General features: G+C 39.5%; 18 protein-coding genes. 6 read left to right on the forward strand and 12 right to left on the reverse strand.

Features of this window, described 5'->3' with window-relative positions; all coding sequences use genetic code 11:
* Positions 1-159 precede the first annotated feature (159 nt).
* From HC725_RS08440 to HC725_RS08455, 4 genes are all read left to right on the forward strand, one after another.
* Positions 160-480, forward strand: a complete 321-nt coding sequence (locus HC725_RS08440) for a hypothetical protein (protein WP_190331386.1) — start codon at positions 160-162, stop codon at positions 478-480.
* Positions 481-874: 394 nt separating this feature from the next.
* The gene (locus HC725_RS08445; protein ID WP_190331387.1) at positions 875-2467 is read left to right on the forward strand and encodes a pectate lyase family protein; all 1593 of its coding nucleotides are present in this window, start codon (positions 875-877) and stop codon (positions 2465-2467) included.
* A 151-nt stretch (positions 2468-2618) separates the two neighbouring features.
* On the forward strand, positions 2619-5084 hold the full coding sequence (locus HC725_RS08450; protein WP_190331388.1) for a pectinesterase family protein: 2466 nt from the start codon (positions 2619-2621) through the stop codon (positions 5082-5084).
* Between the two features lie 373 nt (positions 5085-5457).
* Entirely contained in the window at positions 5458-5886 is a 429-nt protein-coding gene (locus HC725_RS08455) for a VOC family protein (RefSeq protein WP_190331514.1), read from the forward strand.
* Positions 5887-5921: 35 nt separating this feature from the next.
* Here HC725_RS08455 and arsH read toward each other — a convergent pair whose 3' ends face one another.
* From arsH to HC725_RS08490, 7 genes are all read right to left on the reverse strand, one after another.
* Entirely contained in the window at positions 5922-6644 is a 723-nt protein-coding gene (arsH, locus tag HC725_RS08460; protein ID WP_274601397.1) for an arsenical resistance protein ArsH, read from the reverse strand.
* Positions 6641-7072 carry an arsenate reductase (glutaredoxin) gene (gene arsC / locus HC725_RS08465; protein ID WP_446751358.1) on the reverse strand — a complete coding sequence of 144 codons (432 nt, stop codon included), beginning with the start codon at positions 7070-7072 and terminating at the stop codon, positions 6641-6643. Before arsC ends, arsH begins: the two co-directional genes overlap by 4 nt.
* A gap of 65 nt (positions 7073-7137) precedes the next feature.
* On the reverse strand, positions 7138-8187 hold the full coding sequence (arsB, locus tag HC725_RS08470; protein WP_190331389.1) for an ACR3 family arsenite efflux transporter: 1050 nt from the start codon (positions 8185-8187) through the stop codon (positions 7138-7140).
* Positions 8188-8318: 131 nt separating this feature from the next.
* Positions 8319-8660: an ArsR/SmtB family transcription factor gene (locus tag HC725_RS08475; RefSeq protein WP_190331390.1), complete on the reverse strand. Its 342-nt coding sequence runs from the start codon at positions 8658-8660 to the stop codon at positions 8319-8321.
* Positions 8661-8885: 225 nt separating this feature from the next.
* Positions 8886-9680: an ABC transporter permease gene (locus HC725_RS08480; RefSeq protein WP_190331391.1), complete on the reverse strand. Its 795-nt coding sequence runs from the start codon at positions 9678-9680 to the stop codon at positions 8886-8888.
* Complete coding sequence (locus tag HC725_RS08485; protein ID WP_190331392.1) at positions 9673-10440, reverse strand: ABC transporter ATP-binding protein; 768 nt, start codon at positions 10438-10440, stop codon at positions 9673-9675. The genes HC725_RS08480 and HC725_RS08485 overlap by 8 nt, the downstream gene beginning before the upstream one ends.
* Positions 10441-10514: 74 nt before the next feature.
* Positions 10515-11576 carry an ABC transporter substrate-binding protein gene (locus tag HC725_RS08490; RefSeq protein ID WP_190331393.1) on the reverse strand — a complete coding sequence of 354 codons (1062 nt, stop codon included), beginning with the start codon at positions 11574-11576 and terminating at the stop codon, positions 10515-10517.
* A 304-nt stretch (positions 11577-11880) separates the two neighbouring features.
* Here HC725_RS08490 and HC725_RS08495 point away from each other — a divergent pair, with 304 nt between their 5' ends.
* Complete coding sequence (locus tag HC725_RS08495) at positions 11881-12756, forward strand: pirin family protein (protein WP_190331394.1); 876 nt, start codon at positions 11881-11883, stop codon at positions 12754-12756.
* Between the two features lie 257 nt (positions 12757-13013).
* On the opposite strand, the gene HC725_RS08500 is transcribed toward HC725_RS08495, so the two are convergent.
* Both HC725_RS08500 and hisC read right to left on the reverse strand, forming a co-directional pair.
* Positions 13014-13790, reverse strand: a complete 777-nt coding sequence (locus HC725_RS08500) for an ABC transporter substrate-binding protein (RefSeq protein ID WP_190331395.1) — start codon at positions 13788-13790, stop codon at positions 13014-13016.
* A 70-nt stretch (positions 13791-13860) separates the two neighbouring features.
* Entirely contained in the window at positions 13861-14970 is a 1110-nt protein-coding gene (gene hisC, locus HC725_RS08505; protein ID WP_190331396.1) for a histidinol-phosphate transaminase, read from the reverse strand.
* A 229-nt stretch (positions 14971-15199) separates the two neighbouring features.
* Between hisC and HC725_RS08510 the strand changes: the two genes are divergently transcribed.
* The gene (locus HC725_RS08510) at positions 15200-16120 is read left to right on the forward strand and encodes a LysR family transcriptional regulator (RefSeq protein ID WP_190331397.1); all 921 of its coding nucleotides are present in this window, start codon (positions 15200-15202) and stop codon (positions 16118-16120) included.
* A gap of 153 nt (positions 16121-16273) precedes the next feature.
* Here HC725_RS08510 and HC725_RS08515 read toward each other — a convergent pair whose 3' ends face one another.
* The 3 genes from HC725_RS08515 to HC725_RS08525 form a co-directional block, all read right to left on the reverse strand.
* A complete protein-coding gene (locus tag HC725_RS08515) occupies positions 16274-17191 on the reverse strand; it encodes a DUF808 domain-containing protein (protein WP_190331398.1) in 918 nt (305 codons plus the stop codon).
* A gap of 231 nt (positions 17192-17422) precedes the next feature.
* Entirely contained in the window at positions 17423-18910 is a 1488-nt protein-coding gene (locus HC725_RS16855; RefSeq protein ID WP_190331399.1) for an ATP-binding protein, read from the reverse strand.
* Positions 18907-19587, reverse strand: a complete 681-nt coding sequence (locus tag HC725_RS08525) for a response regulator transcription factor (RefSeq protein ID WP_190331400.1) — start codon at positions 19585-19587, stop codon at positions 18907-18909. Before HC725_RS08525 ends, HC725_RS16855 begins: the two co-directional genes overlap by 4 nt.
* Positions 19588-19622: the final 35 nt, after the last annotated feature.

Here is a 19622-nt window from a genome sequence, read left to right on the forward strand (position 1 = left end):
ATGTTGCAAAAATGCTAACAATCATTTGCCAATCCACAACATTCGAATTATTTGACCGACTTGAACGAATAATTCCAATTTATTGTGATAATGATCACACTTATAATTACTGCATATTGATTAGCTCATTGGTGAGTCTAATCAGACGGAGGAAATACCATGAAAAAATTATTAACTGCAATCGCTATCACAACTCTATTTAGTTCAGCGGCAATGGCTGCATCTTCATCAGATGTAACTTTACAAGTATCTCAACGCTACAATAATGCGATAGTCACCGTAGAACAAAATGGTCAGCCATTAACCGATTATCCTGTTACTGTCGACGGCATGGGATCTCGTCAAGTAATGACCAATGATCATGGTCAGATGCATTTCGTAAACCATAGCAATAATATACAAAGCTATACCTTTACGGTTAATGACCAAAATGGTAATGCCATTTCAAAAACCGTCAGCATTATTGGTGATAAAAACTAATACAACCAATTAAACGAAATTTAGATAATAAGGAGTCATTATCTATGTTTATCTTGGTACTAAATGACACCCCTGCAGGAAAACAGCCGTGTCATTTGGCTTATACACACCGCTTTATTCATATCATTAACACTACTCTTTTTCTCATTATGTATTAAATATTCAGATACCTGCCAAGAAGCCTTTCGTTTTAAAATAAACCAATCGATGACTTAATGAACAGAAAACGTTCATTTATCCCCCAGAATTTAATTGATCCAACGCTTTATTTTAATCCAATTCCGTCATAAACGCATGACAAAGATCAACAAAATGAAATGGCGTGCTTTGTTTTTTAAAATCATGTTCTATAAATTACATTCCAATAATATGAAAGTAATAATACGAGGAATGTATGAAAAAATTATCACTTGGTATTGTAATCAGCTTGCTAGTTTCAGGTTGTAATTATGATATTACGTCTTTAGGCGCTGATGGATGGGCAGCTGTAGATGGGCCAGTAACCGGAGGAAATACCGCAAAAGAAACAGAAACCTACGTCGTAGAAAATCGACATCAATTGATCACTGCTTTATATGGATCGCAAGATGCGAATTTAAATGCCAACCCAAGTAATACTGCCAAAATCATTTACGTTAAAGGTTTAATTGATTTATCAACCGATGGCGATGGAAAAGCCGTGACTCCAGCCGACTACATGGCGCAGTGTTCTGATTCTGGTTATACCAATTATGATGACTTCTATACCGCTTATCGCGAGAGATTTAATCCACATGAATGGAATAAACAAGATTTAGCCAGTAATGGCAAACCACAGCCAGTTAGTGGCCCTTTAGAAAATGCTCGTTCTTGCTATCAAAAAGCCCAAGCTAACCATATTGTGTTACGAGTAGGTTCCAATACGTCCATTTTAGGTGTGGGCAGTGATGCCATAATTCAACATGGTTCACTGGTATTAGGAAAAAGCGAAAAAGACGCAGAGCCTGTCACCAACGTGGTGATCCGTAATATTGAATTCAAAGATGCGTTTGATGATTTCCCAGGTTGGAGTTCAACGGATTCGTTTAAAATTGATACTAATGAATTCGGTCAAGGCGATTGCCGTGAAACCTTTATCAGTGATACTCAAAATCCTGCTGCTTGCCTTTCTATAGAAGGTGGACGTTGGAATTCAGAATACGATCTGATCACGTTAAATAATGCACAACATGTTTGGGTGGATCACAACACCTTTAGCGATGGTGTTCGCACCGATGATCAATTCCCTCCAGTCTTTACCGCGCCTTACAACGAGAAAGAACAAAAAGTGCAACACCATGATGGATTAGTCGATGTCACCAATGGCTCCAGTAAAGTCACCATTTCTTATAACGTATTTAAAAACCACGATAAAACTAACTTACTGGGTGGTAGTGATTCAGCCAATCCAGAAATCAATTATGGCCCAGGTTCAATTGATGTCACTTTCCACCATAACTATTGGGAAAATACAGGTCAACGGATGCCTCGCGTACGCTTTGGTCGCGTCCATGTATACAACAACTATTACAACTTGAATGCAAATGCAGAAGAAACTGTTTATAAAATGGGAGATGCCATTATTTTAGGCACGGCATCTAAAATTTATGCAGAAAACAACGTGTTTGATATTTCAGGCACCGAAGATTGGTCCAAAATCATTGGCTTTAGCTCTAAAACGTCCAACATCGATAAATGCACCAAAGCAGGCTACCAAGTCGCAGAATGTGGCACTTACTTTTATTCTGGCGGTAACGTTGTGAATAATAGCGTGGTTGATTTCACTCCATTTGCCATCGATAAATCCACCAGCTCAAGCTCTAATGCTAACGTCACGATTCTTGATCCAAAAGATGAAAATGCATTCTGGCTGCCGAAACAAACCTACCGTTATAAATTAGAAAAACCAAAGCATCTCAAAGCTGAAATATTGGCTAATGCAGGTTCAGGAAAACTGAGCACTAAATAGGTCATACCATCATGAGTGAGAAAATGTTTCTCACTCATTTCTCACCATTTTAAAAAGCAGAAACTGATTGCTCGCAAATAAAATTACTGCGAACAAAAGCATCACGTTTCACTCTATTCAATTATAAAAATATCTATTCTAAAGGGACATTATGAATAAGACATTGGCCTTACCGTTGCTCTCTACATTAATATTGTCGGGATGCTATCAAACTAAGCTAGAACTATTACCAGTCTGCCAAGATATGACAGATCTCTATTTCTGTGCTGATTTTAACAAAGATGATTTAAGCAAATGGGATACATTGGCAACAGAAGGTGGCGATCCGGATGGCATCTTTGATATGCCAGCGAAAAGTGGCTATTTACGATATACCGCTGGCAGTAAAGGCGGTGAAATATTAATGATCGGCGAAGACGGAAAAAGTAAAATTTCAGCACATGATGATTATTTTATTGAAGGTCGGATCCGTCCAAGGCAAAACAGTACCACCGCTAATAAACAGCTATTTCTTATTGCACATCAGCAAGGTGAAGGTAATTGGCTGGGTGGAGGGATGAACTTACAAAACTCGCCAAGCAGTACCAAAGTGGAAATGGCCGTCAGTGATTCTGGTTCAATTAGCCGTCCATCACAAACTTCTACTCCCATTTATTTAGGTGCCAACGATGGAGATGATGGCACTTGGTACAAAGTTCGCTTTGATATTGAAGGCGACCAAATGACCTTATACATGGACGGTGAAAAAATCAGTAGCCAAACCATCCCACAAACCAGCATTGATTTATTACAACCGGGGCCTTTTGGCATTTTCACCAACAACCGTTCATTTGAAGTCGATTACATCAAAGTCGGTAACCCAAGATTAAAACCAGTATTAATGGTACTCGATTATAAACAACCGACTTGGGACAGTGCGATTGCTGGCGGAGAATCACTGGATATTCAGGTATCCGCAATACAAAGCGATGGTATGACAGCCGATGACTTCACAGTTCAAAGCAATGATAAAAAAATAATCGCCATTCATCAATCCGGTGACTTGGTCAGTTTAATCCCATTATCAGTCGGGCAAGCCATAGTGGTTTTCCAATCTGGATCCGATCCAACTCTAGCAAAAAGTATTACGGTTAATGTTGAAGCCCCTTTTGTGATGCCAACTCAAAGCTACGATTTAGACAATAAAGTTATGCCCGCCATTAATAGCACTGAACAGCATATTGATACGGAACTCACCCTCACCTTTGATAATTCTCCCGCGTTAAGCGCCAAAGGTGAAGTGCGAATTTACCGCAGCAATGATGATGTGTTGGTAGATACTTTATATCTACAAAATGATGTGAACTCTCTTGGATATAAAAATCAAGAACAACACCGTAACGTCAACCAAAACCCAATCTACCTAACCAATAATACTTTGCATATTCAGCCTCATAGTGATGCCTTAGACGCAGGTGAAAGTTACTATATTGTGGTCGGTGATGATGTGGTCAGTGGAGCACAGATTGGCGGCAAAGAGTTTGCCGGACTTGGTAAAAATAGCCAATGGCAATTTACTACCAAAACAGCCTCACCGAATCCAACTAATATTAACGTTGGTACTTCGGCCAGTAGTGATTTTTCCACCTTACAAGGCGCGTTAAACTATGTCATGAAAAAAGGCGATCCCAACACACCAGTGGACATTAATTTAGCTGCCGGTACTTATCGAGAATTACTCTATATTGCCAACCAAAATAACCTCACTATTAAAGGCATATCACCACAAGATACAATTATCGAATATGACAACTATGAAACCTTAAACTCGGGTTCGGGAAAATCTTCTGTGGGAGATGGCGTTGAAGGTGGTCGAAGTGTTCTTCTAGTCGAGTCCTCGGATAACTTCACCTTGCAAAATTTAACCTTAAAAAATAGCCATATTCGCAGTAGCACGGCTTCTAACCAAGCTGAAACCTTGTATTTTAACGGCAGCGATCAGCAACGATTTATAGCAAAGAATGTGCACTTTATCAGTGAGCAAGACACTCTCCAACTCAAAGGCTACAGCTGGTTTTACAACAGTTTAATTGCCGGTAATGTCGACTTTATTTGGGGAAATAATCACACCGCTCTATTCGAAAACTCCGAAATTAGAACCCTTGGCGACTCCAAAGATGGTACCAACCTTGAGACGCTTGGCGGCTATATTTTACAAGCACGAACCGTAGCGGCAGACTCTCCGGGGTTTGTCTTCCTCAATAGTCAGTTTACTCATGGCGCAGGCCCAGTAGGAAATACGGTTGCAGGAGGTTCCACCTATTTTGCGCGCAGTGCAGGATACAGTAATTATTACGATAACGTGGTTCTCATCAACAGCAACGTCGACTCACACATTGCGAATATTGGCTGGGCAGTAGAAGGCATTAATGGGCAACCAAGCCCTAATCCAAGTACACCAACCGCAACCACCGGCTGGCGTGAGTTCAATACCATGGATATTAGTGGTAATCCAATAAATCTAAGCGCAAGACAAGGCGTGTATTTGCTTTCTCAGCAAGAAGCCACGCCTTATTTAACTCGAAGTGCCATCTTTAGTGATTACAATAATGGTCAAGGTTGGAACCCTCAACCATAACGATTATTAAAACGAAAACAAATAATCTCCCGCCTTAAAATGCCTAACGTGATTTTAAGGCGATTTTCTAAAAGCTATGAGAAAGGACAACGCTATATTATCACCACAAATATTAAAATAGTTAGCATCACGACCACTGAAATAAACCATTTTAATAATCAAACATCATAAAAATAAGTAAGAATAACTTAAGAAAAATCTGGAGATAATTAGTTATCCATTTTAACTCAGCACAAGACTACGATTATTATCAGATCCAAATACAGCGATCCATTCAACACATGATAGTTCTATAAACTATAGTAACTGCATCACTTTTATTATAAGTGACAACATGAATATTCCTTTATTGACTAAATCGCTTGGAGAATTTATGACATTATCCCCTTTCCACCTTGCCATCCCTGTTTACGATTTACCTACTGCTCGTGATTTTTATCATCGCGTTTTTGGGCTCGAAGAAGGCCGCTCTAGTGATCATTGGGTCGATTTTGATTTCTATGGCCATCAATTAGTGATTCATGAGCACCCAAAAACCACCACTCAAGAACATGCACACACCAATGCCGTGGATGGTCACAATGTTCCCGTGCCTCACTTTGGTATTGTGTTGCAATGGGAACAGTGGGAAGCGCTTGCTGACCGGCTAAGATACTTTAATATTGAATTTGTGATTGAGCCCTACATCCGCTTCAAAGATCAAGTTGGGGAACAAGCCACCATGTTTTTATTCGATCCTTGTGGTAATGCATTAGAATTCAAAGCCTTTAAAGACACGAGTCAGCTGTTCGCTAAGTCATAAGATATTGTCGCTGAGCAAAACGATATAGGCCTAGATCAAATATTATTTTGATTCACTCTAACGGATAATTCAGCGGCGCTTTCTTTACGTTCGCTATAACGGTCTGTTAATTCATTAACTCGGCCACGTAATAGTAAAGTAAATTTCATTAATTCCTCCATAACGTCCACAATCCGGTCATAATAAGCTGAAGGTTTCATTCTGCCTTCGTCGTCGAATTCTAACCATGCTTTTGCTACTGAAGATTGGTTAGGTATGGTAAACATTCTCATCCATCGTCCTAAGATACGCATTTGGTTTAATGAATTAAATGATTGAGATCCACCACTTACCTGCATGATAGCGAGTGTTTTTCCTTGTGATGGACGAACCGCACCTTCAGTTAAAGGGATCCAATCAATTTGGGCTTTCATAATGCTGGTCATCGCACCATGACGCTCCGGTGAGCACCACACCATTCCTTCACACCAGCGAACCATTTCTCGTAATTCTTGCACTTTAGGGTGAGTGTCCGGCGCATCGTCAGGCAACGGCAGACCTGATGGATTAAAAATACGAACTTCTGCCCCCATATATTCCAATAATCGAGCCGCTTCTTGTGTGGCTAAGCGACTATAAGAACGTTCTCGAACCGAGCCATATAGCATCAAAATTTTTACTGGCTGCAAACAAGGTTCGTCTCCACTATGATCAACATTGATATCATAAAATAGTAGCTCGCGCTTTAATGCTGGCATCTCATTCTGAAAATTACTCATTTAGACACTCGCTGTCCTTGTTTATTGATAACTGCTTCACCATCTTCTTTATTAAATTCACCTTGTTGTGGGGCATCTAAAAGCTCAAGCACCACTTCAGAAGGGCGGCAAAGTTTGGTGCCCTTTGGGGTGACCACTATTGGACGGTTGATTAAAATTGGGTCGACCAGCATAAAATCAATTAGCTCAGCGTCGCTAAACTTATCTTCGGCAAGTTGTAAAGCTTCAAATGGATCAACATTTTTACGAAGTAATTCACGAGGCGAGATCCCCATATCTGCAATTAATTTCATTAACGTTTCGCGTGTTGGTGGCGTTTCTAAGTAATGAATTACTTCGGGTTCTACACCTGTATTTTGTATAAGTGCCAAGGTGTTACGAGATGTACCACATTCTGGGTTATGGTAAATAGTAATCGTTGTCATCATTATTTTCTCACTTATTGGTTAGAATATTTGGTATTTATATTAAGTATTAAATTACATACACTTTTTCAGTTTTTTACACGGTAATTAGGTTTCATTTTTAGTACTCTATTAACGAGGAAAATCAACACGGGTACTTCAATCAATGGGCCAATGACACCAGCAAAAGCTTGTTGTGAATTAATCCCAAAAACGGCAATAGATACGGCAATGGCTAATTCAAAATTATTGCCTGTTGCGGTATAAGCAATAGAAGCATTTTTATCAAACGGTAAGCCCATTTTTTTACCGATAAAGAAGCTGGTGAAAAACATCACAACAAAATAAATACACAATGGAACCGAGATTAATATTACATCTAACGGCAATTCAAATATCATTTCGCCTTTTAAGCTAAACATCAGAATAATGGTAAGCAATAAAGCAACCAGCGTGATTGGGGAAATACGTGGAATAAATACTTGGGTGTACCAATCAATGCCTTTAGCCGCAACTAAGCATTTACGACTTAAATAACCCGCTAAGAATGGAATTCCAAGGTAAATAGCAACACTTTGTGCTATTTCACCAATGGAAATATCCACTACCATACCTTCATAGCCAAAAACAGGTGGAAGAACCGTAATAAATAACCACGCCATAAAGCTGTAAGTAACGATTTGAAACGCACTATTAATAGCCACCAATGCCGCGCCATATTCTTTATTACCACCGCCAATATCATTCCAAACTAATACCATCGCGATACAGCGTGCCAGTCCGATCATGATAATACCCACCATATAGCCGGGATGAGAACCTAAAAAGATCATCGCAAGAGCAAACATCAGAATGGGGCCAACAATCCAGTTCATAACCAGCGATAAAGTAATGGCTTTTTTATCTCTAGTGACTTGTCCAAGTAAGCTATAATCAACTTTAGCAAGCGGTGGATACATCATTAAAATTAGTCCAATCGCCAGTGGGATATTGGTCGATCCCATACTCATTGATTCGTTCCAATTAGCAATTTGTGGAAATACCACCCCAATAAAAACACCAATTAGCATGGCAAGAAAAATCCAGAGCGTTAAATAACGGTCTAGAAAACCTAATTTAGGCTTACATATCTGTTCCATGGTTTATCCTCATGTGTAAAGTTTATTATTATCGTAAATCGTCGAAATACGATTTTATTGCTAATAAGAAATAATTTTCTTTGTTTAAAAGGGCAATTACATTGTGTGTTAGCCTGTAAAGGGCGTCATGATTAATTGTTAAAATCATCAAATAAATGACTGAATTCATTTAATGTCGCTCGATTAATGCGATAACACATTTTAGGTGGAATCGGCTCGGCACTGATCAATTTAGCGACTTTTAAAATGCGTAAATGCTCTGATACGGTTGATTGTGCTAGCCCTAATTGGGAAACCAAATCACTATTAAGACAACCATCAAGGCGATCTAATCTCAATAATATGGTTAAGATCCGAACTCTAGCGGGATGTGATAATGCTTTAGCTAGTTTAGAGAATTGTAGCTCTCGGGCTAAATCATCCGTATTAACTTGAAAAGCTTGTTGATTGGTTGAGCTACATGCTTTGATCATATTATTACTTATTTCGTTTATCGTCGAATTACGATAACAATAGATGTAGTCTCTGTAAATGGCAAGAATATTTTACATATTTCGTTCATAAAACAGGATCGTAAAACCTTCTATTCGTAACGTGCTTTTATTCATAACGTAAAATTGTCCAAAAACCAGATAAAGAAATGCCTCTCGAGATAATAATCTTCGTGGGGCATTTATCGTCATATCAATAATTAAATTCTAACGCCACTTCAACAGCCGCTTTTCTATTTTCCCAATCACAAAGCTGATAATGATGCCAAGCAGCGACAATATCGCCACTCCGGTAAATAGACGGTCGAGATCGTACAGAGAACCAGCTTCAAGAATATATGCACCAATACCGTATTCAGCGCCAAGCATTTCTGCCGCCACCAGCAAGATAATCGCAATCGCTAAACTGACTCGCAGACCGGATAAAATGCCCGGCATTGCGCCCGGCAGTACGATTTTACGCACAATCGAAAACCACGACATTGAGAAGCTTTGTCCCATACGAATAAGCGAACGATCGACATTATCGACCGCGCCATAAGTCGCCACCACGGTTGGGGTAAAAGTACCAAAAGCGATGAGTGCATATTTAGAAGCTTCATCAATACCAAACCAAATAACAAATAACGGCAATAATGCGATTTTAGGTATTGGGAAAATTGCTGAGATTAATGGTACTAGCCCTGCTCTCGCCAATGAAAACAAACCAATCATTAACCCTAGACTGATCCCAACCAACACACCGATACTCGCCCCTACCGCTAAACGAGTTAATGACGGCAACAATTGCTGCCATAACAAACCACTTTGATAGAGATCGACAAAAGTTGCCCACACGTTAGAAGGTTGAGGAACGGTTAGTGGTGACAGAAATCCACTGCGAGAGCCTAACTCCCACAGCGCAATCAATGCAATAAACACAATGACACCAACCCAAGGTTTCGGCTGAGGAGCAAAACCTCCGCCGCGAAATGGCACCGGTTTCTGAGTTAGGTTATCCATCAATCAACTCTCCTTCTGCGGCCATCGCTTCATCTCGCATTAAGTTCCATAAGTAAGATTGCTTTTCGGCTAACGCTGCATCTCCCGCATGACGTTCATTCAATGGTGTATCAATTTCAACCACTTCGTGAATGCAACCAGGGCGACGAGACAACACCACAATTTTATGGCCCAACCTCACCGCTTCATTTAAATTATGCGTAACGTATACCGCAGTGAAAGGTTCTTTAATCCACAAGCTCACCAAATCATCCATCAATAGCTCGCGGGTTTGGCTGTCGAGTGCCGACAAAGGTTCATCCATCAACATTACCGCCGGTTTCACTGCCAACGCACGGGCTATCGCCACTCGTTGTTTCATTCCGCCCGATAATTGCTTGGGCAGAGCGTGGCGAAAATCACTTAAATTGGTTCGTGCCAAAACATCGGTAATGATGATGTCTACTTGTCCTTTCGACAGTTTATGATCTTCCAATACTACGCTGATATTACCTTCTACCGTGCGCCAAGGCAGCAGCGCAAAATGCTGAAATACATACGTTAGCGGATTCAAACATGCTTGTGGCGGCTCGCCGACTTGTAAAACTTGTCCACTGCTTGCTTGCTCTAAACCGCCGATTAACCGTAATAGCGTGGATTTCCCACAGCCAGAAGGTCCAACAATACACACGATTTTTCCGGTAGGAATGTCCAAATTAATATCACGCAGTACTTCTATTTGTCCGTACGAATGACCCAGTTGTTCAATGCTTAAATTCATAGTGTCTCTGGTATTTATTTAATGGATTCTTATTTAGTGGGCTCTTCTTTCGTATCAATTGCTTTTTTATCAACTTATTTAACCGCAACCGATTTAGCATCAACTGTTTTAACATAACTGGTATCCACAATATCAGTCAGCTCGATTGAAGTATTAACCATCTTACCTTGCTGAAACCAATCCAATTGATTTTGTAAAGAGCCCATGTTTAAGAAGTTATCAGCATTCAATCGCATCGAACCATTGATGATGCTTGGGGCAGCCTTGTCGAGAGGTTGATCGGTATAAATGTATTTATGGATTAGTTTCACCATGTCATCTTCACCTTGCTGACCCGCGGTATGATCAATCATGGCAGCATTATAATCCGCCGCACCCTTAGCAATTGCCGTCAGAAATGCTTTAGTTTGCGCGCGTTCGTCGGTAGCATTATGCGTGGAGGTAAAAATAGTGGTGACTTGGTAATTGGGTAAGTAATCCGACACATTACCAATAATATGAACCGCACCGGCATCCGCCAAAGGCTTAGCAATATGTGGCACAATCGACCATGCATCCACTTGACCTGATTTCATTGCTCCAATAATAGCGCCCACTTTTTGCAACGGTTTAAAGTGCATGGTGATGTGATCTTGGGCTTCAATTTGTGCGCCAACATAATGGAACGACGATCCTTTCTGGGAAATCGCCCACGTCTTTCCATCAAGTTTAGACGGATCGGTTACGCCAGATTCAAATGCTTTATTTGAAACCACAATTTTTTGACCACTGACTTTAGGATCTTCTGACAATGAACCGCCGATAATTTTAATCGCGCCTTTATCAGCCAAGGAAATCAAACCACCCGACATTGCGGTCACCGCATAATCAACATCTTTAGATGCCACCGCAACTGCCATTGGTTGCGCCGCTTGGAAGAATTTCAGTTTCACATCCAAACCTTGCTGCTTAAAGTACCCACGTTCAAGCGCCACAAAAGTCGCAGCATGGCTGGTGAAACGTAGTGCGCCCACAGTGATTTCTGTGTTTTTAACCGCAGTGGTATCTTGCGCGAAAGCGTTAGCGGTATAAAAAGTGGATAAAGCAGCAAGTGAGCCAATTAAGGCCAGTAGAGGTTTTCTTTGAGGGTTGAACATCCTGTTCTCCATGACGGTTATTTTTATCGTTATCTTAATGAAAAAATGCATTTATAAATTGTTACAAATCGGAGGTTATTACTAAGCTATGTCATTTTATAAGTGGAATCAATGATCATTACAGCCCCCACCGCACACTCTTCGCTTAAAGGTGCATTCATAGCCGCTGTACACATCTCAATTACATACATAACTACTTTTGTTGTTCGATTTTTTCGAACAAGTTCATTTATCTCCCCCTATCATCAAGCGCAATATCTTGCTCTATTATGAATGTATATCAACTAACTATCCCGAGGTCACTATGTCTCAATTAAATCAACGTCCCGTGCATTTCGTTATGCAATCTCAAAATACATCCGATGGTGACGGGGTGAAAATTCGTCGGGTTGCTGGTTTTAATAATAAATACTTCTCACCGTTTTTAATGGTGGATGAATTAAAAGCTGACGACAAAAAAGATTATGTGGGTGGTTTTCCTCCGCACCCCCATCGCGGTATCGAAACATTAACCTATATGATGAATGGGCACTTTCAACACAAAGATCATATGGGTAATGTAGGTGAATTACGCAGCGGTGGCGCACAATGGATGGCAGCCGGGCAAGGCGTGATCCACAGCGAAATGCCGATCATGGAAGATGGTCAATTACACGGTTTTCAGATTTGGATTAATCAACCAGCGCGCGACAAAATGAAGCCTGCTAAATATTTTGATTTTCAGCCTGAATCAATTACTGAAAAATTTATAACCGAAACGAATTTACTGAGAATTTTATCAGGCGACTTAATCGTGAATGGTGAACCACTACAAGGTCCATTAACGGATACAGGCGTACCTGCTACTGTCGCTGATTGGAAAGCCCAAGCGGGTAACACTATTTCACTCAAAATACCAAGTAGCCATAATGCACTTATTTATGTCTATAAAGGTGATGTGACCGTTTCAGAAAAATCATTAAAGCAAAGTGATTTTGCCATCATGAAACCTGTCATCCCGTTGCTAAATAGCCATGATGAAATTGAAATAACATCGGATTCTGATACTGGACTGCTGATTTTTGTGGGTGAACCGATTGATGAGCCAGTTGTCCACCACGGACCTTTTGTGATGAACAGCATTAATGAAATTAACCAAGCAATTAATGACTATCAAGCGGGTAAATTTCATCGTTATTAGTCTTTATCATAGTTAACTACCTAACTACATGGAGCTTCAGAGCTAGCGCTATTTGAGATGTTGATCGAAAACTAAAAGCTTCATGAATAGTTAACATACCCAAGCATCAATAGATCGTTATAATTACTTTGTGTGCTTCTGATTCGCAATCATAATAGCCACTCCCTGCTTAGTTTATCGCTTTAGAGTAAACGAAAGCAGGGATTTTTTTGTTTAAAATTCGCTACAACTAAAAAATAGCTTTATGATTTTTTGGCCTAATCACCATAAATATCGAAGTTGAAATATTTAGCTGCAATTTTGTCGTAAGTGCCATTTTTACGTATTTCTGCTATTGCCTTATTAAAAGCCTCCGCAAGCTTGATATCTTGTTTACGCAGAGCTAACGCCGTTCCCTCTCCTACATAAGCTTTATCCGTTACTGGCGTGCCCGCCAACACAAAACCTTTTCCTAATGGTTTATCTAAGAACGCTAATTGAAGTTGGTCAGCATTACCAAACGCTGCATCGAGACGACCATTTTCCAAATCTAAATAGACTTCATCTTGGCCTTTATAGCGTTTGATCGTCGCCACATCACCAAATTTTTCCGTCACGTAAGTATCATGAATAGTACCAATTTGAACGCCAATGCTTTTGCCTGTTAGTCCTGCTTTATCCAGAGTAAAACCAGCATCACTTTTTGCGACAAAACGAGCCGGAGTTTGGTAATACTTATTGGTGAACAGAATACGTTTTTTACGTTCTTCAGTAATGCGCATTGAAGCCATAATGACATCCGATTTGCGCGCTAATAATGCAGGGATCAAACCATCCCAATCTTGAGTGCTCCACACACATTTAAAATTAGCTTCTTTACATAATGCCGCGGCAATTTCGATATCAAAACCTGCAGGCTCACCATTTGAATCTTTGTAGTTAAAAGGTGGATAGGTGAAATCTGAAGATAAACGCACTACTTTTTGATCAGCTGCTTGCGCCGGTAACCACAACATAGAACAAAGCACAGCCGCAATCGTAATTATTTTTTTCATGACTAAATCCTTTTAAATTATTATGTTACTCATATTAGATATACTGTTTGTATTAGGCGTATTGTTTATATTAGGTATATTGTTTTAACGTATTTAATGTTTCAACCATACTGGCTTTGCTGCCAATGGTGATACGAACACAGCCTTTCACACTCGATTCATTGGCTGGGCTTCTTGCCACAATGCCTTTGCTAATTAAGTAATCATACATACTACTTTGAGTGTTAAATCGCACGAGAACAAAATTAGTACTCGAAGCATAAACTTTTTCGACAATAGCTAATTCTGAAATTTCAGCAATAAACCAGTCTCTTACTTCTGCTAGCAACTTGGTTTGCTGCTCCATCTGCTTAATTCCTGCTGGACTCAATGCTTTTTGAGCAATTTCAGCACTAGGATCAGCAATAGGATAAGGTGCAATTAAACGAGAAACATAGGTCATCACGCTAGAATCTGCCAACATGAAACCCACCCGAATCGCCGCTAAACCAAAAGCTTTTGATAAGGTTCGAATCACAATCAAATGTGGATATTTAGCCATTAAACCTACCACAGAGGTGTGCGGTGCAAATTCAATATAAGCTTCATCAACCACCACTAGCGATTTATCTTTGCTGGCTTCTAATAAGGTAAGCAGATCTTGCTGATGCAGCACATTGCCAGTAGGATTATTAGGCGAGCATAAAAACACTAAACTGGTCTTATCAAGCTTGGTTTCTATCGTGGCGAGATCCAATTGAAAGTTCTCTAATAATGGCACCACAGTAGTATTAACAGAAAAGGCATCAGCGCAAAACTCATACATACCATAAGTAGGTGGACACACTAGAATTTGATCGTTACCCGGTAGGCAAAACGTGCGAATTAATAAATCAATCGCTTCATCGGCGCCTCTCACCGCAATGGTTTCAAGGTTTGGTTGAAATACGACGTTAGATTGATGCTCGCAATAAGCTTGATAGTCAGCGGCAATATCATGAGGTAAAAAATCAGGGTAACGATTATAGTGCGTGTTTCTCCCTTCGGTCACATCACCGTATTGGCAGCTACTTTCAAGCTCATTTGCATTAAGCCATAAGTGCCCTGTATTTTCGGTTTGACGAGCAATACGACGTGCCGATTGATAAGGTATGAGTTTTTCTACCGCTGGTGGAACTAATTTTTCAGCTAATGATTTCATGACCACCCTCAGTTTAAATTGAATAATAAAATACACAAATGCGATAAATAATAAATATTAATGCCATATATATGCATATTTATTTTTTACACTCACATCATATACAAAATCAAGTTGAAATTAGAATCGAAAAGTTGTCATACTAGCCATGATAAAAACGCATAACTAAAAAGATAAAATAACAAAAGCCATGCGTCCATAAAAACAAAATAAACAGACAAGGAACGCCATGTTTAGCCGACTACCTTCAACGAAAGAGCTGCATGCTTTTTTAATCACTGCAGAAGAGCAAAATTTTACCGCCGCAGCACAACGTTTAAACCTCACTCAAGGCGCGGTTAGTCGACAAATTGGCTCACTAGAACAAAAACTGGATGTGACGCTATTTCAAAGACATGCGAGAGGATTAACATTGACCAGCAAAGGACATACCTTTATGGCATCGGTAGAGTCGATTTTGAATCAGTTACAACGTGCCGTAGAACAAATCTCCTACGATAAGCAAAAGCTAAAACTAAAAGCACCCAGTTGCATTACACCTTGGCTACTCCCTAAGTTAATGAATTTTCAGCAAGCTCATCCAGAGATTGATGTAGAACTGACCTCAACCATTAAGCATCAAATTAACTTTACCGCTGAATCCTTCGATGCTGCTATTGGCTATGGCGACTACTCACACAATGCTGAAAACTTACTTGCTGATTTACTGTTTGAAGAAGTGCTCACGCCCATGTGTTCACCAGAGTTACTTACGAAACAAAAGGGAAATGGAAGTTTTGACTTAGCGAACCTTAACTCACTCACATGGCTGCATGCGACTCCACAAAAATCGGACTGGGATTTATGGCTAACTCATGCAAGTAAAGCGCTACAACAGCCTCAGCTCATTCATTTAACCGGCGCTAAAAATCAACACTTTGCCACTCTTGACCTTTCAGTGAGTGCTGCCATTCAAAAGTTTGGGATTACAATTGGTGATGTGACACTTGCACAACAAGAAATTGAATTAGGTCGTTTAGTAACACCGCATCCACTACGCATTACATCAGGAAAGGGTTATTACTTAGTTCGACCAAAATTGACTGCGAATGAAAGTTTAAATCTATTAATTACGTGGCTATGCAAAGAAGTTGAAAACGCAGAAAATTAAAGCTCAAGCATGTTGAGATACTATGCCAAACAACAAGCTCTAGTAGATATAGATAAGTGCAACAAGCGATACCAAACGACAACACTCATCATTTAAGTACAGCTTGAAATAGGACGATATCCATTGGGCTATTATAGAAAGCCAGTTTTGAATCTAATGCTTCAACTTAAAAAATACTTGTCCAATACCAACTAATATTGATCCGGCAATTAGACCTAATAAACCACTAATGACGAGGGGTGTGATTGAGTTCACAAACGTCAGCGCTGCAAAAGGTGCATTAAGCGCTAATGTCCAATGATGTATCATGGGTAGACTGTGCTCAATTATACCCCCACCAACTAAAAACATCGCGATAGTACCAACGACAGTGAGCACTTTCATTAATTTAGGCGCCATAGCAACAAGACCATTACCTAAAAAACTAAGAGCGCCCTTTCTTTGGCTTTTTCGTTGCAGATAGAAACCTAAATCATCTAATTTGACAATACCAGCGACAAGCCCATAAACGCCACACGTCATCATAAATGCAATAAGACTTACCACTGCAATCTGGGTTAATTGCGGATGCCCTCGCACTATCCCCAATGCAATCACGATGATTTCTAGTGATAAGATAAAATCGGTACGAATCGCGCCTTTGATTTTCTTTTGTTCATAGGCCACAAGCTCCTCAGGAGTCAGAGCATTATTGTCTTGATTGACATCTGATTGATTATTGACGGGATGTTCATGATGAAGATATTTTTCCAGTACCTTTTCAGCGCCTTCGTAGCATAAGTACAAGCCGCCAATTAATAAAACAGGAGTGATTAGCCAAGGAGCGATCGCGCTCACGAGCAAAGCAGCCGGTACTAAAATCAACTTATTACGAAACGATCCTTTTGCTACCCCCCATACAACAGGAATCTCACGTTCAGCCCGCACGCCCGAAACTTGTTGGGCATTTAATGCTAAGTCATCACCTAATACACCAACGGTTTTTTTAGCGGCCACTTTCGACATTAATGCCACATCATCAAGCACAGAAGCAATATCATCTAATAATGTAAGCAGACTTAATCCAGCCATGAGTTTTCCTAAATAAAAATCAGATCTGGATCATAATACGATAATAGAAAAATATATACTCAAAAGCATTTTATTGGCTGGATAATAAAGAAATATCTACCTAACGACCAGCGTTAGGTAGAGGTGCAAAGATGCATAATATGAAGGGGGGATAATAGACTCTATAATTATAAATAGTGTCTATTAAGCAAGCATCTTAACGAAATATAAAAAAAGAAAAACAGAAGCTTTTCAGCCTTTTATTTCCTCATTTACGATTTCCAAATGATCACTCGATGCCGATAAGATTGGTCCAACACTAAAAATAATGCGATCAGGAATATCGGTGTTAAAAGTCAATTGATAAGCATTTTGTATGCAAATATTGTTCACGATCGCAAGCCCTAACCCATGTCGTTCATTGGAAGTTCTCGAACTATCGGCTTGGTACATAGGATCTAAAATATGCTCAATATCTTGCTGGCTGAGTGGTTGGCGTAGATTATTGCTAACCTGTAACTGCCATTTATTTTCATCACCAGTCGGTAGGATCTCAATATCAACTTTAGAGCTATCGGGGCTATAAAACAGCGCATTATCAAGTAAGTTATTAATAATCACATTAAGAGAAAATGAATCGCCATACAAAAGACTCGTTTTCAGATCGCAAGTCACTCTCTCTTGGATATTAGGCGCCTTGAATAACAAATCATCTAGCACTTGCTGGATCATTTTCTCGGTATCAACATCATCATACTCAAGATGCAGTAACTTCGATGAAGAACGATGCAGAAGAAGCAGTTTGTCCACAATGTTTTTCATTCTAGTGGATATTTTTAGCATATCTTCTTTATAGGTTTTCCCTATACGCTCATCATTTGGATAACGAATATAGACTTCGCTCAAACTCATGATCTCAGCAATAGGCGTTTTCAATTCATGCGCAATATCACTGGTTAAACGTTGTTCATTTTGTAAAAAAAGCTGATTTGCCGTAATAAACGCATTCAGTTCTTTACGTATTGGCGCAATTTCTTCAATTGGTACCTCTGAGGCAGGATCTTCAATTAACTGAACAGTAGAGTCCCCTAGATTCAAGTTCACCTCAATTTTTTTGATCTCTTCATTAAGGTACTGTAATGGAGCTAAACCCTTATTAACAATTCGCGTGGCAATATATCGCATTAAGAAAAGAGAGAAGAAAAAGCTCACTATCAATAATAAATCCAAAAGTAGCAACATATCCTCTAAGGAGTCATTTGATTCATACAATGCTAAGTAAGCAGGGTGAACATGAGTGGTATTTAATAACTCAGAATCAGGAAGAAAGTAGGAAATTGACGCTCTTCCGGTTTCCCCATTTGGCAATCTTACATCAAGAATTTGCGTGGTATTAAGCGGTAAAGGAATTTTTAACAACTCATAATCTGGGTAAGAATTTAAAGAATTAGAGCGTTTGAAAATACTATCTTTATACCATAACTGGTAATAATGAATATCCCCATTATCCGTGGACTCACTCATCATGGTGTCATCAAAATCAACTTGGTCGTCAGTGACACGAACTAAAGATTTCAAATAATTTGTTTTATTCACCAAGGCTTTATCAAATTGTGAATCTGCCCAACCATCCATACTTAAATCAACGGATAAGTAAACGGCAAAAATAATCACACCAAATAAAAATGATATTGAATTCACTAAATTACGCTTGATTGAACGAGGCTTTTTATTCTTCACGATGCACTCTTTTCTATAATATAGCCAAAACCGCGCTTATTTTTAATGGGTAAATCACCACCGCATTCACGCGCTTTTTTTCGTACCGATGACAGGTGTGATTCAATAGTATTTTTGGATAAATGGTCAAAGTTGCCCATTACGGCTTCGCTGATCATTTCAACATTCACCACTCGTCCTTGGGCCAGAAATAAACATTCAATGATCTTAAATTCATTGCGGGTTAAATCTATATCTTGATTCAAATAAGAGAAATTTTTTGTTTCAAGATCGAGTGTAAAGCCAGCGATGTGGTGACTATTACTCACTTGGTTGGTTTGACCTCGGCGCAATAAGGCTAAAATTCGGGCATGCAACTCTTCAAATGAAAATGGCTTAGTTAAATAATCATCAGCACCTTGCATCAAACCATCTATTTTATCTTTCGTTAGATTTTTAGCCGACAATATGATCACTTTGGTTTCGATATTTTGTTTTCTGAGTGACTTCAAAATATCCATGCCATCAACATTAGGAAGCATTAAATCCAAAATGATCAAATCATACGGATTCAGCAACGCCATGCTTAAACCTGTTGCACCATCTCCAGCTTCATCAACCGTAAAACCAAGATTATTTAAGCCCACCATAATACTTCGACGTAACGCTTCAGAATCTTCGATAATCAATAATTTCATAGTTTCTCACAGGGTATCAATGAGTTTCAGTATTG

Origin of the sequence: Vibrio sp. S17_S38, from assembly GCF_014694375.1 — a bacterium.
In the GTDB taxonomy this organism is placed as follows: Bacteria; Pseudomonadota; Gammaproteobacteria; order Enterobacterales; family Vibrionaceae; genus Vibrio.

Coding starts and splice junctions, on each gene's coding strand:
- HC725_RS08500 (WP_190331395.1), bottom strand. CDS start 13,790: ATGAAAAAAATAATTACGATTGCGGCTGTGCTTTGTTCTATGTTGTGG.
- arsH (WP_274601397.1), bottom strand. CDS start 6,644: ATGAGTAATTTTCAGAATGAGATGCCAGCATTAAAGCGCGAGCTACTA.
- HC725_RS08475 (WP_190331390.1), bottom strand. CDS start 8,660: ATGATCAAAGCATGTAGCTCAACCAATCAACAAGCTTTTCAAGTTAAT.
- HC725_RS08455 (WP_190331514.1), top strand. CDS start 5,458: ATGACATTATCCCCTTTCCACCTTGCCATCCCTGTTTACGATTTACCT.
- HC725_RS08490 (WP_190331393.1), bottom strand. CDS start 11,576: ATGTTCAACCCTCAAAGAAAACCTCTACTGGCCTTAATTGGCTCACTT.
- HC725_RS08440 (WP_190331386.1), top strand. CDS start 160: ATGAAAAAATTATTAACTGCAATCGCTATCACAACTCTATTTAGTTCA.
- HC725_RS08485 (WP_190331392.1), bottom strand. CDS start 10,440: ATGAATTTAAGCATTGAACAACTGGGTCATTCGTACGGACAAATAGAA.
- HC725_RS08515 (WP_190331398.1), bottom strand. CDS start 17,191: ATGGCTGGATTAAGTCTGCTTACATTATTAGATGATATTGCTTCTGTG.
- HC725_RS08450 (WP_190331388.1), top strand. CDS start 2,619: ATGAATAAGACATTGGCCTTACCGTTGCTCTCTACATTAATATTGTCG.
- HC725_RS08510 (WP_190331397.1), top strand. CDS start 15,200: ATGTTTAGCCGACTACCTTCAACGAAAGAGCTGCATGCTTTTTTAATC.
- HC725_RS08445 (WP_190331387.1), top strand. CDS start 875: ATGAAAAAATTATCACTTGGTATTGTAATCAGCTTGCTAGTTTCAGGT.
- hisC (WP_190331396.1), bottom strand. CDS start 14,970: ATGAAATCATTAGCTGAAAAATTAGTTCCACCAGCGGTAGAAAAACTC.
- arsC (WP_446751358.1), bottom strand. CDS start 7,072: ATGATGACAACGATTACTATTTACCATAACCCAGAATGTGGTACATCT.
- HC725_RS08495 (WP_190331394.1), top strand. CDS start 11,881: ATGTCTCAATTAAATCAACGTCCCGTGCATTTCGTTATGCAATCTCAA.
- HC725_RS08525 (WP_190331400.1), bottom strand. CDS start 19,587: ATGAAATTATTGATTATCGAAGATTCTGAAGCGTTACGTCGAAGTATT.
- arsB (WP_190331389.1), bottom strand. CDS start 8,187: ATGGAACAGATATGTAAGCCTAAATTAGGTTTTCTAGACCGTTATTTA.
- HC725_RS08480 (WP_190331391.1), bottom strand. CDS start 9,680: ATGGATAACCTAACTCAGAAACCGGTGCCATTTCGCGGCGGAGGTTTT.